7 protein-coding genes are annotated in these 16,433 nt (G+C 41.5%); all 7 read right to left on the reverse strand.

Features of this window, described 5'->3' with window-relative positions:
* Positions 1-207: 207 nt before the first annotated feature.
* A complete protein-coding gene (locus MR764_RS15620; protein WP_247980376.1) occupies positions 208-2,556 on the reverse strand; it encodes a glycoside hydrolase family 95 protein in 2,349 nt (782 codons plus the stop codon).
* Between the two features lie 78 nt (positions 2,557-2,634).
* A complete protein-coding gene (locus MR764_RS15625) occupies positions 2,635-3,528 on the reverse strand; it encodes a DUF6528 family protein (RefSeq protein ID WP_247980377.1) in 894 nt (297 codons plus the stop codon).
* A gap of 36 nt (positions 3,529-3,564) precedes the next feature.
* A complete protein-coding gene (locus tag MR764_RS15630) occupies positions 3,565-5,598 on the reverse strand; it encodes a hypothetical protein (RefSeq protein ID WP_247980378.1) in 2,034 nt (677 codons plus the stop codon).
* A 48-nt stretch (positions 5,599-5,646) separates the two neighbouring features.
* A complete protein-coding gene (locus tag MR764_RS15635; protein ID WP_247980379.1) occupies positions 5,647-8,451 on the reverse strand; it encodes an alpha-L-rhamnosidase in 2,805 nt (934 codons plus the stop codon).
* Positions 8,452-8,775: 324 nt separating this feature from the next.
* Positions 8,776-12,033 carry a glycosyl hydrolase gene (locus MR764_RS15640; protein ID WP_247980380.1) on the reverse strand — a complete coding sequence of 1,086 codons (3,258 nt, stop codon included), beginning with the start codon at positions 12,031-12,033 and terminating at the stop codon, positions 8,776-8,778.
* Between the two features lie 21 nt (positions 12,034-12,054).
* Complete coding sequence (locus MR764_RS15645) at positions 12,055-13,866, reverse strand: hypothetical protein (protein WP_247980381.1); 1,812 nt, start codon at positions 13,864-13,866, stop codon at positions 12,055-12,057.
* 39 nt (positions 13,867-13,905) lie between these two features.
* Complete coding sequence (locus MR764_RS15650) at positions 13,906-16,407, reverse strand: T9SS type A sorting domain-containing protein (RefSeq protein WP_247980382.1); 2,502 nt, start codon at positions 16,405-16,407, stop codon at positions 13,906-13,908.
* Positions 16,408-16,433 lie beyond the last annotated feature (26 nt).

Here is a 16,433-nt window from a genome sequence, read left to right on the forward strand (position 1 = left end):
CAAACAAGATACCATTAAAATTAAAAGCTATAAAAGAACAGACCGTTTCAAAGCTAGCTTTGAAACGGTCTGTGAATCTATTAACTTAGTCCAATAATCTGTAACGCTTATTTAGGACTAGTCATTTATCTTTTTATTTATTCTTGTTTGGCTGCAAACAGAGGCGACAAATAAATTATCTGCGAATAACTAGTTCTCACTATTCTGTTAAAATGAAGCAAATTGTTGCCGCGAAATAACAATTTCATCTCCTTTCGTTGTATTGTATTTTATTTTCTTCCCTCTATACATGATATTTAAAGGCGCTCCAGACAAAGAGCGGATTCTAGCTTCCTGTAGCTCGTTGTTTTCCCAGGTCATATCCACTTCAAACCCACCTCTGGCACAAAGTCCGTTAACCTTTCCACTACTCCATGTATTTGGCAGAGCTGGTAATAAAGTAATAACTCCGCCGTGCGATTGCAAAAGCATTTCGGCAATTCCGGCAGTACCTCCAAAGTTACCATCTATCTGAAAAGGAGGATGATTGTCAAACAAATTTGGCAATGTTGATTTTTTCAGAAGTTCGGACATATGAGATGCAGCATTTTCTCCGTCGCCAAGACGCGCGTAAAAATTAATAATCCAGGCTCGGCTCCAACCAGTGTGTCCACCACCTTGTTCAAGCCGTTTCGAAATAGATTGCCGGGCAGCGTCCAATAATTCAGGAGTTTCGGAAGTTATTTGTGTACCGGGATACAAAGCCAAAAGATGCGACATGTGACGGTGTCCAGGCTCTGTTTCTTCATAATCTTCAATCCACTCCAGTATTCCACCTGTCCGCTGTGAAATTTTTATTTCAGGCAATTCGTTTAATACGTTTGCCAGCGTATCAGTAAAAGCTTTGTCAACCCCCAATCGTTTTGCTGATTTTATACAATTATTAAATAGCTCTGTTATAATTTCGACATCCATGGTGGCCGAATAAGTCATATAAAAATCTTCGCCTGTTTGCGGTAATATATACTTGTTCTCCGGAGAATTCGATGGTACTGTAGCCCATCTGCCCTGCTTATCTTTAACCAGGAAATCAAGCACAAATTGCGCAACCCCTTTCATTAACGGATAAGCAGTACTTTTCAAATAAGCAGTATCTCCGGTAAATGCAAAATGCTCATAAAACGGGAAAGTCATCCAGGGTCCACCCATTGGGAAAAGCCCCCAGATCCCATCCATTACCCCAGTGTGCCCAAAAGCATCGGTTAAATGATGAAGAGTCCAGCCCCTTGCACCATACATTTCGCGAGCTGTAATTTTGCCCGGCTTTTGCAACTGAATAAAAAAATCGGACAATGGTTTTTCTGTCTCTTTCAGGTTACAAACCTCAGCAGGCCAATAATTCATTTGCAAATTAATATTGGTATGAAAATCAGAGTTCCACGGCGCATTAAAATCTTTACACCAAATTCCCTGCAAATTGGCAGGCAACCTTCCGGGGGCTCTTGAACTTCCCATTAGCAAATACCGCCCATATTGAAAATAAAGCGCAACCAACCCCGGATCATCAGCGCCATTCTTTACTAACGCCAAACGTTCATCGGTTGGTATTGCAGAATAATCAGAACCTCCCAAATCCAAAGACACCCGATTAAAAATTGGTTGATATTCTTCCAGATGTCTTTTTCGAATCGTACTAAACCTTTTATTCTCTACTTGTTTCAGGATATTTCCACAGACCTCTGAAGGATTGATACTCCTATCAAAATTCAACAATTCCAAATTATAATCAGTAGCGGCAGTCAGAACAATTAGCAGTTCATCAGCGTCTTTTACCACTAAAGTATTGTTTTCACCATGTAATGTTCCACCATAATTCACGGCTTTTAAGCGTGCTTCAAAACGCATGTGCTTGCCAGCGGCGCCACGCAAAGGATCATCTTCATCAATTACCTGACCAGACATAATCAACATATCGTCAACTACACTGGTTACAGCATTTTTCTCTCGTTCGAGCCTTATATTAAGATTTAAGGCACCTTTCCCCGATGCCGTTAAACGCAATGCAATCAGATCGTCAGGAGCAGAAGCAAGTATTTCTTCGGAAAAAGTAGTTCCCCCGGCAGCGTATAAAACACGACAGATACCTGTCTCCAGATCAAGTTCCCGTCTGTAATCAGTTACTTCGCGTGGCCGAAAATCGAGAAACAAATCGCCCAAAGTTTGATACGACCTCACACGTGGCGGAACTCCAATCATTGTTTCCTCTGCCAGTTTTACAGCTTCTTTTATATTGTTATCCAATATCAATTGCTGAACTTTTCGAAGATTTTTAAACGCTTCGGGATTTGTATTATCAGCCGGAGCACCTGCCCAAAGACTTTCCTCATTAAGCTGAATTCGTTCGGTATCAGTTTTCCCAAAAACCATAGCTCCCAGACGGCCGTTTCCTAAAGGCAATGCTTCATTCCAATTTTCTGCTGGTTGTTTATACCAGAGTTGAACGGATGATGTATCCTTTACTTTTGAAGAACAAGAGATGAGAGTAATACCGATAAGAATAACTAATATTAATTTCATAAAACAACTTTGTTTTAAACGATAAGACAGGATAATAGAACAACAACATTAAACGGCCCCATAGCTATTATGATTTCTTTATTGGGGATATACCCGTGCTTTATAAACATTAATGTCGGGAATAGTGTACTTTTTATCTGGATTCACAGAATAAATGTTGTGTGTCCACCATTCCTCTTCCGCTTTTGTATAGACCAGCTTTCCGGTTGTTTTATTATAATTAACTGATTTTAAATCTACTGCACTTATCGGCTCGAAGGCCTCGAATTTTTCACTATCAATAGAAAAATTCCAAACACTTTCGGCAACTGTAATCACCAGTTCGTTATCTGAAATTGAAAGCAAATCGTGTCCACCCCATTCCGGCAACGTCCATGTTTTTTCCCTTTTTAATTCCGGCTGATTGGTATCCCAGTTTTTTAACGAATAACACACCAAATCGTCTGAGCCGAGCGCATAAAGTCGCTTTTGCTTAGGCATCCACACAACTCCATGCCCCCATTTCAATGCATCGCGATAAATACATTTTTCGGGTGTTGCAATATCAAAAACCTCAATGCTATTTCCATAAGGATGATCGGACAGTGCCACAACAATACGGTTACCGGGCAATAATTCAGCCGAATGAGCCATGGGTGCATTGGCGTAAAAAAGTATATTTTTTGTGGCCCGATCCAATAAAACCACTCCTCCACCGGAAGATGTCGCAAGTATTTTGCTGTTCCCATCTATTGGTTTACATTCATCCAATGGATTTAAATATTTCTGATATTCTGTCGGTAGCTCTTTTGCTTCTTCAATATTCCATCTCCATGTAATTTTCAAATCAGTTCCATTTGAGTGCTCTTCATCGAAAATGATGATATCATGGCCTCCACATGCGATAATTTCTGATGAAACCTCTTTTTTTGCAGAGGTGCAAAACACAAAACCAGCCAATAGGGGAAAAATAATCAAGCTTTTTATTTTCATTTTATTCAAATTGTTTTCAAGTTAAAATCGAATTTACTAGTCTAACTTTACAGATAGTGCAGCGCCCTCTTTGATATTCTTTTGGGTAATAATTTTTGCTTCCGATTTTACAACAACATGCAAGTTTCCATTCTCGCGTGAAACCAGAATATCAAAATCGCCGCCAAAACCTTTTACGTGTCGCAATTCCATTTTTCCCCAGTTGAGGGGCAAGCGGGGAGTTAGCGAAAATGAACGTAAACCAGTAGGACGAACGCCGAACATCCCTTCGGTAATGATGCGACAGTAAAGCGCGCTTTCGCCCGACAAATGGCGCTGGTTTCCTTCGGGCCATGCTTCTATCGGATATGGAACATGATCGCCCAGCAAACGCTGATGCGAATATTCTTTTAAATAACGAGTAGCTTTCTCTGTTTCGCCGGCAACATAAACTGCACGAAGCGCACTAAGTGTAGAGCGGTCCCAGAAAATATCGCTTCCCGATTGGCTTAACAAACCGTTGCGAGTCCACAAACGAGAAAAAAGAGCATCGGCTGTAGCTTTCGCCCGTTCTTGAATTCCGGCAAAAAGTGGGGCACATATCCACGAACGCAAAACCGTATTTCCTTTGTAATAACTGTATGTTTCGAAGCCTTCAACATTGGCTCCGAAATAACTTTCGATAGCTTTGTTCAATGCCTGCGCCTGCTTTCTGTATTTTGCGACCTGACTCGCCGGAAGTTTAAGATCTCTTGCCAGGTAAGTCGCAGAAACAAGGGCATCGTAATAAAGAGAAGAGACCAAAATATTGGCTTCTCCCGAAGGAAACCTCCCTTCCAATTCGTCGGCATCTGATTTTACAACCCCGAATTCGTTCAGGTTTCTGTTGCAATATTCCAGGCTCCACTCCATAAGCGGCCAGATGTACTGCGCTTCTTCCATATCGCCACGCGTTAAAGCGTACCGCGTTCCACCATAAGCCAGCATGGCTGCATCTCCGCAATCTCCAGCGGCTTGCCAAACATCGGTACCTTCGGCGATGATAGAGCTGGGAACCCTAACATAGTCTGGATTCATGTACTTCATATAAAGCCTGAATGCATTCAATGTCGCATCGTTGGCGGTCTTATACCCCAAAAAAGGAAAGAATGGGGCAACGTACTCTGATTCGTCATTTGCCCATATTGCAGCATAATAACGTTCCCCGCCAGGACCATGCATCAATCCGCCTGCTGTGCGGTAGATACTCTCTGATGCCCTGATCTTTGAAAAAGCAAATTCGCGGTTTATAACTTCGTCCGGAGTTTCCAGAACCAGGTTATCCCACATTTTTGAAATAAACTGCTCGCGCAAAGTAAGTTCCGTTTCAACCGAAACAGCTAATTCATGTTCTCCTTTACCGGTAGAAAAAGCCTGAAACGAAGTACCAAATTCAATTTTTTCGCCTGGTTGTAAAGTTTCCGTTCCCAAAGCATCCAACTCTACCACAATAGTATAACTGCCGTCAACCCCATTTCCAGCATCTGTATGATAAACATTTTTGTATTCCGGAATCATTATCTCCATCGGACTATCGGTTATATTTTTTACACTGTACTGTTCGCAAAATACAGGTTTATCAGGCGAAGGGAATATTTTTCGTGTTACTTCCACTGCCGGATATCTTTTTTCTCCCTTAATTAAATCGCGGTAAGTAAATGCGTATTCGCTCACTACTGTCAGGTAACCATTAAATCGCATCGACTTTACTTTTTCGCTTTTTAACGATGAATTGTTCGCTACTAGCAACCGCATAAAATCAACCGAAAAACGTTTTGTGAGACTGCCATGGGTATCGTTCGGAATGGTTCGCAACATTGGCCATATAACGGTGCGTTCAAGCGAAAATGAACCATCATCGTTCACTCCGTAACGCATTACAGAAGAAAGGAATTCCCCGCTCATTTCAACATGATCGTAATGAGGAATATCTTCCCCCACATTCCAAACGATTGAACCATCAGTATCAATTCTCCACCTGTTAGTATTTTGACCAAAAGCTGTAACCACATTCAAGAGGATCATTAATGTACCCAATAAACTAATCTTCATTATTTTGTTTTTTTAATATTAATTCAATTGACTTTTGCGCTTAAACGATCAAATTTCAGCGCTTATGCTAAAATGCCCGGAAGGGAAACGATATACCACTTCCCCATTGCCATCTTCAATTTTTTCGTAATTCAACTTATCCAGTCTTTTCCCATTTACTAAAATATTTTTATTAAAAGGAAAAACTACTTGGCCAGAAGAATTTGCAGGAATTAAAATCTTCCAATTAAATTTATCGTTTTCAACATTCCAGCTACTTGAAACATATCCATACGGAGAAAGGATACTGGCTTCGGCCCATGAAAGATAATTGCAAAACAAAGGCTCAAAACGAATAATTTTAAAACCATATCCATCGGAATCAGGGCGAATACCGGCAATATCCTCATAAAAGCAAACATCGTATCCGGCCTGCATCGGATGATTATACGAATCAGGCAAAGCCAGTTTTCGGGTTGCTTCGTTAATAGGAAGTGTTTCCCATAACGATGTAGCATCTGCCCCTTTCCACATCCATTCGAAACTATTTTCACCTTTTTTTGTGAAAGCATTCCAGGCAGCCTTAGTTTGTCCGTTACGAGCCAACGTGCTTCCAATTCTTCCTATACCAAAAATACCACAGTGAAAAAAGCTGTCTGTTTTTTCGATCATATTCAGAACTATTGATTCTGCAACAAGCGGCTCATCACCGGCAGGTACCAGCCCCAAATCCAGGGCCATTGCATCGGCAGTCTGGCTTCCGTATGTTTTTTTATCCTTTTCATACAATACCGCAACCATCTCTTCTTTTATCGCCTTTTTCTCTTCCTTAAAATTTTGATTATCGTCATCTTCGCCCAAAATGGCAGACACTTTTTCCATAATGCTCACATCGAGGTAATGAAAAGCGGTAGAAGTAAACTCAACCGGGGCTATTAAGGAAGAATCGCCAACTGGCGGACACCAGTCTCCCAATCCCTGCCAAACAATATGCTGTGTTCTTGCTTTGTATTTTTCTTTTCGTTCTTCATTTGAGGCAAGCGATGATATATAATTCGTCCAATGCTTCATCTCGGAATAATAATCTTTCAGGACTTCTTGATCGCCATAATACACATACAACCACCAGGGAAGTTGCACCAAAGCTGTACCCCAATCGGGAGAAGCTACGCCACACAAGCGTTTCCCGGGAGCAATCATATAAGGAAGCCCGGATTGTTTTTCGGTAAAATAAAATGTATTGTTGTATCGCTCATGAAACAGGGTTTCCTTTTCCTGCACTGCTGCTCCCGAATGAATATCACTCAGGTATTTCACCCAGAAATTATTCATCTGCAAATTGAGATTTGCCATTTTTACGTATGCATGAGTATCGCCCAGCCAACCACATTTTTCCCTGTCGGGGCAATCGGTTGGAATCCCATTCAAATTACTAAGTAATGTTGTTACAGCCAATTCGTGCAAACGGTTAATTTGCGGATCAGCACACTTAAAAGTGCCTGTTTGCGCTACATCGCTGTGAACAATCACCTGTTTCAATGCTGATAGATCGGGTTTCCCACTTATGCCCGAAAGCTCTGCATATCGAAATCCATGATAGGAAAAACGTGGCATCCATTGCTCCTTGCCCTTTCCGTTGCAGAAATATTCGTGCGTAAAAATCTTCCCATGATGAATCCATCCCAAGGAGGTAAAGTCCAGACTTCGATCGTTCGTTATCGCTTCTGATACACGAATTGACAAATGTGTTCCTTCGGGCTGTTCAACACTTAACCAGGGAATTCCGGCAACATTTTTCCCAAAGTCGAAAATCCAGTTTCCTGCCGAATCCTGCCAAATAGTATCAGCCGTTACAATTTCTTTTTTTCGGATTGGATCCATAAGTTGCGGGAATAAATGTGGAGGAACACCCTCATCTGCAAGGATCGTCTTTTGCCAGTCATTGCAATCGGTTCCGGCCTTACACCACCCGTCTATTTCACACCTGGCATCGTACTGTTCACCCAAATAAATGTTCGATTTAAGAAGGGGCCCGTCAGTCCAGAACCAACTTTCATCGCTTCCCAAAACTACCCACTCCCCATCGGTATAATCAATAATTAGTTGAAGACGGAACATGGGAGATCCGTATGAGAACGGAGCTCCTTTCCAAGCTTCATCCTGGGCAAACCATCCATTTCCCAACATCACGCCAAGGCAATTATTTCCCGACACCAATTGTGAGCTTACATCAAAAGTGCTGTACAAAGCATATTTCTCGTAATTGGTTTGAGCAGGATCAAGAAAACGTGCAGAATCAACCATTTGCCCGTTCAGATAAAGTTCTCCTGCTCCCAGTCCGGAAAAAGAAACGATAGCTTTTTTCAGTTTCCTGTTTTTATTTATACTGAATTCTTTCCGAAAATAAGGCAAAGACCGTTCTTTTGAATAAGGATAGGTAATCCATTTCGCCGACCATGATTCTTCAGACAACAACCCTATGGAAAAATAAGCCGGATCGCTCCATTTGCTCACTTGCCCTGAGTTGTTCCATATTCTTACTCTCCAATAATATCCGGCAGATTCTTTCAACTGTAATCCTTCGGGGTTTATATTGAACTGCTCATCAGAATTCTGTTTTCCCGATTTCCATACATTCGGATTTCCATTAACCAACAGTTCTTTTAAAGAAGCTATTTCTATTTCCCAAGCTTTCTGATATACTCCTTCGGAAGAAGTTGTTATTTCCCAACTGAAAACGGGAAAATCAATACCTTCAGGGTCAACCATATTGCAACACTTCAGCCCCGTAACAAACGTATCCTTTGTATTAGTGCAGGAAATCATTCCGGCCAACAATACCTGACACAAAAAATATCTAAAAATCTTCCTCATTAGTATATAATTAACTATGCCAAACGTCTTTCCCAGATAATACTCTTCTGATAGAATACCAGAAAACTTCAACAAACAACAAATCAATGATGAGCCAACTCGTACCTTTTCCTTTGAAAATAAATAATTGGCCCGACTACTGGCAGAAAAAGAATAACCCAAATCCAATAAGTTTTAAATTTTCTGTCAAGATTAAGAATGCGGCAGATAATGTCTATTATCGCCCATAACTGAATAACTAAAAACACACCCATTAATAAAACATATAGATACTCATTCATGTCATATTGATTACAGATTAAATACATCTACTTCAACGATACACTATTTAATTACTGCAAACGTTTTTTGCTCATAAACAGCCTGAATTACTACTGGTCCAATTAAGCCAGAAGCCTGCAATTGACTGTCGGGACGATATGGATTTACGGGGCACCAGGTAGAACGTTTTTCTTCCGGCAACCGACTATCGCCAATTAAGCGATTTACCCAGTTATTAACCACTTCTATTTCAATCTCATTTTCTCCCGATTTCAGAAAATCAGTAACATCCAGCCTGTAAGGCAGGGTCCATACGCCGCCAACATATTTTCCGTTTACCGAAACTTTCGCCATAGCCACAAGCTTCCCGAGGTCTATCTGAATTTGTGGGTTATTCGGCAATTCTTCAATACAAAAAGTACAACGATAAATGGCTGTGCCCGAATAGAACCTGATCTGCTCATTATCGGAAGCGCTCCAATCCTGAAGAGTTTCGAAAACAACAGGGTCTTTGGGACCTCCCTGTAATGAATCGAAACGTACTATCCAGGGGCCATTTAATTCAGTAACAGTTACCGGAAACGGGTAATTATCTTCCCAACAGGCTTCTCTTCGTCTATTTTTTGCTTTTTCTCTGAAAACGATAAACACGCTTTCAAAAGGTTCCAGCCTTAACGGTACAATGGTAGTTTCATTCGCATAAATAAAAGCAGGAAGAGTCCTGATTTTTCCACTTGTAGCATCCCAAAGTTCAGGCTGTTTCCCTTTTACCCTGAACGCAGGAGAAATAAAACGAAGCTCATCTGACTGGTTGCTTATAAAATAAATGTCTTCATTATCTATGGTTCGGTGCCCGTAATGAATGGCCCCATCTTCGGGCAACTCACAATCGGGGATACAATTAATCGTTGCTAAAGCTTCTTCCATATCTATACCATTCAATATCATCCCCTTGCCAACTTCTCGTGATTTGAAATTCCTGCCATCTACATCTCCCCACAATTCTGCCGCCATTTCCTTTATCTGACGATCTGCCTCCGGCTGATTTTGCAAACTGGGAGAATGATAGGGTGCTGGTCCCAATACAACAGCCCCTTGCATAACCAAATCCTTTATTTTTGACAAAAGTTCAGGACGCATTGTTGTTAACTCAGGAAGTACCAACAGACGGTATTGTGTTCCGTGAGGCAAGGTTAGCAGTCCGTTTTTTTCTATCATAAATTTCTCGATCACCTCTGCATTTATATAATCGAATTGGTACCCAACAGGCAGTTCAGGCTGGGTAATTCCTGTCATTTTGGGCGTATCTTCCCCAATAAAATAAGCCACATCAGCCACATTTATTCCCTGCTGAAGCATAAAGTTGGTCCGTTTAATATATTCCAGATAAACATCAAGTTGCGAGAACCATGTATTTTTTCGGTTGAATTCATTTCCAAACGGAGCATTCATCCCCGGATTTTTGTCATCATAAGGCTGAGAAATGAATAGATGCAACAACGTATTGTTAATTCCTTCGGCAAAAAAACGGTCGCACCGCTGTTTCAACATAGCCGGATAACGTGCAAACGGAGCTCCGCCACAAGTGTTTGATTCAGCTGATATTTTTGTTTTTCCGTAAATATGACCACAAGAAGAAGCAGCACGGTTTTCTATATCACCAAGTTCCCCTTCGCTCCAGAACTCGCCAGCTACTTCGTCCGACTGCCCACCGTACATCAGAAATTCTCCCGGGAATCCCCAGTGCCCATAACATTCGAGCCAGGTAGTAAGTCCATGCTGATGACTTATTTCCCGCAATCCACCTACATAATCGTATGCAACTTTATCCGCGACCATCCGCCGCATGTCCCACAGAAAACGGTCGGAAGCCTGCGGGCTGTTAACAATAATTCCCTCATAAACCGGTAAATAAGGAACAGGATCGTATCCATATTCTCGCTTAAACTCTTTCAGAAAATCATCTGTGAAATTTTGCCCGCCAGTTTCGTAACTATCCTGAACAACTACTTTAAAGGTTTTTCTGTCGGTCTCAGGAATGCGTCTTAATATTTCCCCTATAAATTTGTCGAAATGTCCGGCAACGTGCTTATGGCTCATTTTGTCAACCTCATAACCGGTAGCTTCCGGCGAAGCTGGTGCATTTTGTGTTCCTGTTGGCACCATTCCCGTTTGCAAAATAATCCACTTCCCTTCAGGCACTTCCCATTTTAATGTTCCGTCATCCGATATTTTCCCCGAAAGATCAATCACTTCTGAAGTATCTACAACCAGATTTTTGTTTTCCTCCGCTGGTTGCTCTCTCCACAAATAATCACCCCAGTAAGGCAAAGGAGACTGGTGCATTTTTGCCAGTGTTTTCTCACTGTACCGTTCAACACGCGGAGAAGAAGAAAGACAAACCTCTGCAATTCCACTTCCACTTGTCGCATTTTTAAATATCAGGCGAAAATCATCGGAAACAACTTCATCAAAAGAAATCACTACCGGAGCATACGGCTTAAACCCAACATCGAGCGCCGGATTCGAGCGATCAAGTACGAAAGAAGAAACCGGATGAAACTTACCATTCGCTTTTTTAGCCTGAAGAACAACATCGGCAGTAACAGGATGCGCAGTTGAATAAATGGTAAGTCTTCTCGCTGTAAAGGACTTTTTTGCATGAAAATCAATTATAAACTCGTTTCCTTCCGGAAAGTTAACACCTGAGTGTATATCCCCGTCGGTAAGCTTCTCTATGCTTGCAACACAGGGGATTGATTTAATAGATGAATTCTGAGTATTCAACGACAATTCAAAATCCTCAGGAACAGGAAATACAATAACTTTTACAGGCTGGAAGAGGGGGGCAGGATTATTTAATTTTTGATTGAATATTGAAGGCCCTTCCACTTTAAATTCCGACGATGTAAGGTAGCGCATAGCCTCATCAGGTTTTACCCATGGACCGCCAGACTGGCTCCAGCCGGGAGAGTTAAAAATCCCGATTTCAATGTTCAACTCACCTGCTGTTTTCAGTGCAGTATGAAGAATGTTCCACCATTCGTCACTAAACATTTTCACCTTGCCGTAAGGAATATCTTCAAGACCAATGTTTCCGATGAAAGCACGGTTAATACCGACTTTTTTCATCGACTGAAGATCTTTCACCACTCCTTCCTCAGAAATATTATCGGACAACCAGTACCAATATACACTTGTTTGAATAGAATCGGGCGGAGAAATAAAGCCCTGCGCCAAATCATCATTAATGTATTTTATACTGGAAGAGCATCCAACAATAAAAATTCCGCATAAAAGAAGTACTAATAACTTATTCATCTGTCGTTACTCTGAATAATTTTATTTCTCTGAATAAATAAAATTGAACCGTCCTCCCGGGGCCGTATCTCCGTTCACATAAAAATCCATGATGTTGCCGTTTCCCTGCATATTGTCGTTCCATTTAAATTCAATGTCAATGGTTTGATCCAAAAGTTCCAGAACAACTCTTGGCACTCTGATTTCCAATTTATTATCAACAACAGCAAATCGAACTTCGGCAACCTTTTCCCTTTCCCAACGACCTGCTATATTTTTCTCCACAATAGCTTTTCTTCCTTTGGGGCTTATTCGGTTAAGAATAAAATCGTAGCCATTCCAACCGGTAGATTTATCGCGGTCGCTGTCAATAAAAAGCATCATCCAGTTCCGGTCAGTTGAAGGGCTTAATTTTTCGGATGTTTCTGCGTACAAATAAAAATTATCAGAATCTCGAGCCACTTTTGCTCCTACAATATCATTTCGTCCGCTCGTATTTTTGTAATATGCACTGTAACAGCCCCAGTGATTGCGATGAAAGGTATTTCCTTTATACGCCGGATAGTAAGGTTCTACATCATTCCAGCCACCAGCTTTACCCAATTTTATTGTTTTTGGAGCCGAAGCTTTTTCTGATTCCAGCGTTCCTTTAAACTGCCTGATGTAGTCTATCATTTGCAAGTAATAAACGTCGCCTTTATCGCCCCAGCCTTTGTTAGGTTCAATATCGCGGCTGTGTTCCCAGTCAAACTGATCGACAAAAGAAAACGGATCACCCGTCCAATCATCGCGCGGTAGCCACTGCCCGGCAGTATATTCATTCCAGCCGGTTACAAATACCAGCTCAGGATCCAATTCCAAAGCCCGTTCCCATTGCTCCTGAAAGTTCCAACCATATAAATATCCATCTACCCGCGGATCAAAGCCATTGCGTTGACTAAAACTCCGGCCATACGTTCCAGGTAAATTAAAAGCGCTACAATGTCCATTTGTTTCTGGACCGGCATTTTGAGCAATGCCTACAGGTACCGGTTCATACTTCTCATTCTCATTTTTCACATATCCGTGCTGCGGGTAAATCTCCAGCCATCCCCACTGGTCGTTTCGCCATGGGCCATTCACGTAATCGGCCTGCGCCGGCCTGAACGTAAAAAATGTTCTGATTTCCACGTCGATTTCCGAATCTGTCAAATTATCAGCATAAGCCATTATGCAAGGCTTTCCTTTCCATTGAAACCACAAACTCTCGTAGCGACGCGGTTGGTAAACATCGCGAAACAATTGGCGGATAGACATTAACGAATAATCAATGGGACCAAAGGGCAACATAAAAGCCACTTTCGGAACATTTACACCATCACTTTGGGCCTGTGACCAGGTTTCCATTAAAGCTTCATATGAGTCTTTCCAGGTCAGGTCGCCATTGGTGCAATCGAAAAAAACAACATCAACCCCGGCATCAGCCAGCATCTCTGCATGTTTTCGTAATACCCACGGATCGGTTGTTTGATAATATCCCAACAGAGGTTCTTCCCAGTAAAAGTAACCAGGCTTTTTTGCTCCCCAGGCTAGATGATTGTAATCCTTCATTGCTTCCGGATATTTACGCACTATCTCACTTATGTTTTTCACCTGATAAGTAGTGTCGTCAATTTCTTGGTGCCAGGTCCAGTAAAACATAGCTATGTATTTATCGTTCTTAGGCCCCCCAACTTCCTCGGCAAGAGGCAGCTGTCTTCCAAGCGCATCGGTAGCAGGAAGCCCGTTCCCGTAATTCACACTGGACGACTGAGCCAGCAACACATTGGTGTATCCCAACAAAACAAATAATACAACAATTCCTTTCTTTATCATAATAAACTATATTCAAAAGATATAAACCTCAATTGTCTTTTATTGAACAATGAATTTTTCACGAATACTCCTTTCAGAATCCACTAATTCAATAATATACATGCCTACACTTTCAATAAAATTCAAATCGATACTTTCAGTTGTTGTTGAAAAGTCCAAATTCTTCGACCACAGCCGCTGACCAACTGAATTATATATGAAAAGACTCGATTGACTGGTTACTCCATCAGGAAAAACAATATTCAATTTATCGGTTGCCGGATTTGGATAGATTTGGAAAACGCCTTTGTTTTTTATAGAAACTTTATCTATAACATCTGTGAAATAGTGATAGTTAAAACGCCCCGACGGCGCCACATCTCCGTTCACATAAAAGTCCATAATGCTTCCCTCTTCCTGCATATTATCACTCCATTTAAATTCAAAATCGATCGTTTTATTACTGGAAAGCCCGAACAAAGACCGTTTTACTTTTATGATTAATACTGAAGCATCAACTTTGTACTCGGCCGTACCAACCCTATTCCAATCCCATGAGCTTTCACTTTTCTCCACATCGGCAAGCTCGCCCGGACTATTGCGGTTAATTACATAATCGTACCCTTCCCAACCAGTAGTTCTGTCCCGATCTATGTCGATAAAAAGCCGCATCCATTTTGAATCTGTACTAGGTGTTAAATCAGAGGCTGTTTCGACATAGAAATAAAGATATTCCTGGTCTCTGGCAACCTTGGCTTTTACAATATCGTTTCTACCCGTGGTATTGGTATATACAAGTTCTGTTCCCTGCCCGGCATGATTGCGGTGAAGCGTATTTCCTTTGTATGAAAGAAATTCAGGTTTCACGTTATCCCAGTCGGCAATGTTGTTCAGATCGATTGACTTTGCTCCCGAGGCTACTGTTTCGTCCTGCATTCCCTTGTATCTTCTGATGTTGTCAATCATTTGCATATAGTAAACATCAGCTTTATCGCCCCAGGACTTTACGGGCTCAACATCGCGGCTTTTTTCGGCTGAGTACAAATCAACAAAAGCAAAAGGTTTAACATTCCAGTCGAACCAACGTCCGGCAGTCCATTCGTTCCAACCTGTAACAAAAATAAAATCAGGATCAAGCTGAAGCGCCCTGTCCCACTGTTCCTGAAAATTTAACCCATAGAAATATGCATTTTCTCTCGAATCCTGCCCGTTTGCCTTTGTATAACTTCGACCGTATGTAAGTTCAGAGTTAAAAGCACTGGCATGTCCGCCGCTGGCATCAGAAGCATTTTGGCCTACTCCAACCGGAACCTGCTCGTAGCCCCCTTCATTTGGTGCATATCCATGTTGCGGATAAATTTCGAGCCAGCCCCACTGATCGTTCCTCTTGGGTCCGTTCACATAATCGGCTTGCGCCGGTCGAAAAGTAAAAAACGACTTCACCTCGTTCACTTTTTGTTGGTCTGTCATCTGAAGAATCTGAACAGGTGAACTATTTTCACCACTGGTTAGTGGAACAAAATGTAATGAAGAAGAGTAAGCTATCTCGCTTTCGTAACTGCCACTTGTTTGTGCCGAATTAAAATAACTAACGGTGTTTGCTGTCGTTTCATCGTACTTCCATGCTCCAACAATCTCTGTTCCTTTACAGAGTTCCCAGAGATAAATTCCAGCTTCCTGTTTAGTAAAAGTTAATTTTAGTGTTGCATTATCGACAAAATTCTCAAATGTCTTCTCAACAACAGGATCAACTGCAACTGTTTCGGCATAACTATTATTCCATTTATACAACCTGAATGTAAGATTACCAATATTGTTTCCCCAGCTCGGGCAAGATGCAGTTACCCCGTAAAAAGCATTGCTTGCAGTAAATTTTAACCCTGCACTGTTTCGTTTAACCTTCATACATTCAGGATAGGCCATAATTAGTGGTTTCTCTTTCCACATAAACCAAAGATCTTTATAAAGACCGGGAGCATAAAGTTCATCATAAAGTTCGGTAAGAGAACTCATCGCACCTTCAGTTGCACCAAATGGCAACAGAAATGCAATTTGTGGAGTAGGAACACCATCGGCACGCGCCTGTGTCCAAACTTCGAGCAATTTGGTATAGGAAGATTTCCAGGTGTAGCTCCCGTTCGAACAATCGAAAAAGACGACATCAACACCGGCATCGGCCAGCATTTCTGCATGTTTCCGCAAAACCCATTCATCGGTTGTCCGGTAATATCCAAACAGCGGCTCATCCCACCAAAAAGTTCCTCCTTCAATACCATGCCATGCAGGATGATCTGCATCACTGACAGCTTCAGGATATTGTTCCAGAATTTGCGTAATGTTTAACACCGGAGAAAAATTCGCCAAATCATCGGTATGCCAGGTCCAGTAAAATAAACCAACCGTTTTATTGTCTTTTTCTCCGCCTACATCCGTGAAAGTGGGAAGTCTTCGCCCCAAACCATCTGTCGCTGGTAATCCATTACCATAGTTAATTTCAGACGACTGTGCAAATAGCAAATGCGAACTCAAAAAAGTACTGACTATTAATATAATTCTCTTCATGCTTTTTCTTTTTTATTGTCTTACTC

The sequence above is a fragment of the Maribellus sp. YY47 genome (assembly GCF_023111095.1).
Classification (GTDB): Bacteria; Bacteroidota; Bacteroidia; order Bacteroidales; family Prolixibacteraceae; genus Draconibacterium.

Coding starts and splice junctions, on each gene's coding strand:
- MR764_RS15620 (WP_247980376.1), bottom strand. CDS start 2,556: ATGAAATTAATATTAGTTATTCTTATCGGTATTACTCTCATCTCTTGT.
- MR764_RS15625 (WP_247980377.1), bottom strand. CDS start 3,528: ATGAAAATAAAAAGCTTGATTATTTTTCCCCTATTGGCTGGTTTTGTG.
- MR764_RS15630 (WP_247980378.1), bottom strand. CDS start 5,598: ATGAAGATTAGTTTATTGGGTACATTAATGATCCTCTTGAATGTGGTT.
- MR764_RS15635 (WP_247980379.1), bottom strand. CDS start 8,451: ATGAGGAAGATTTTTAGATATTTTTTGTGTCAGGTATTGTTGGCCGGA.
- MR764_RS15640 (WP_247980380.1), bottom strand. CDS start 12,033: ATGAATAAGTTATTAGTACTTCTTTTATGCGGAATTTTTATTGTTGGA.
- MR764_RS15645 (WP_247980381.1), bottom strand. CDS start 13,866: ATGATAAAGAAAGGAATTGTTGTATTATTTGTTTTGTTGGGATACACC.
- MR764_RS15650 (WP_247980382.1), bottom strand. CDS start 16,407: ATGAAGAGAATTATATTAATAGTCAGTACTTTTTTGAGTTCGCATTTG.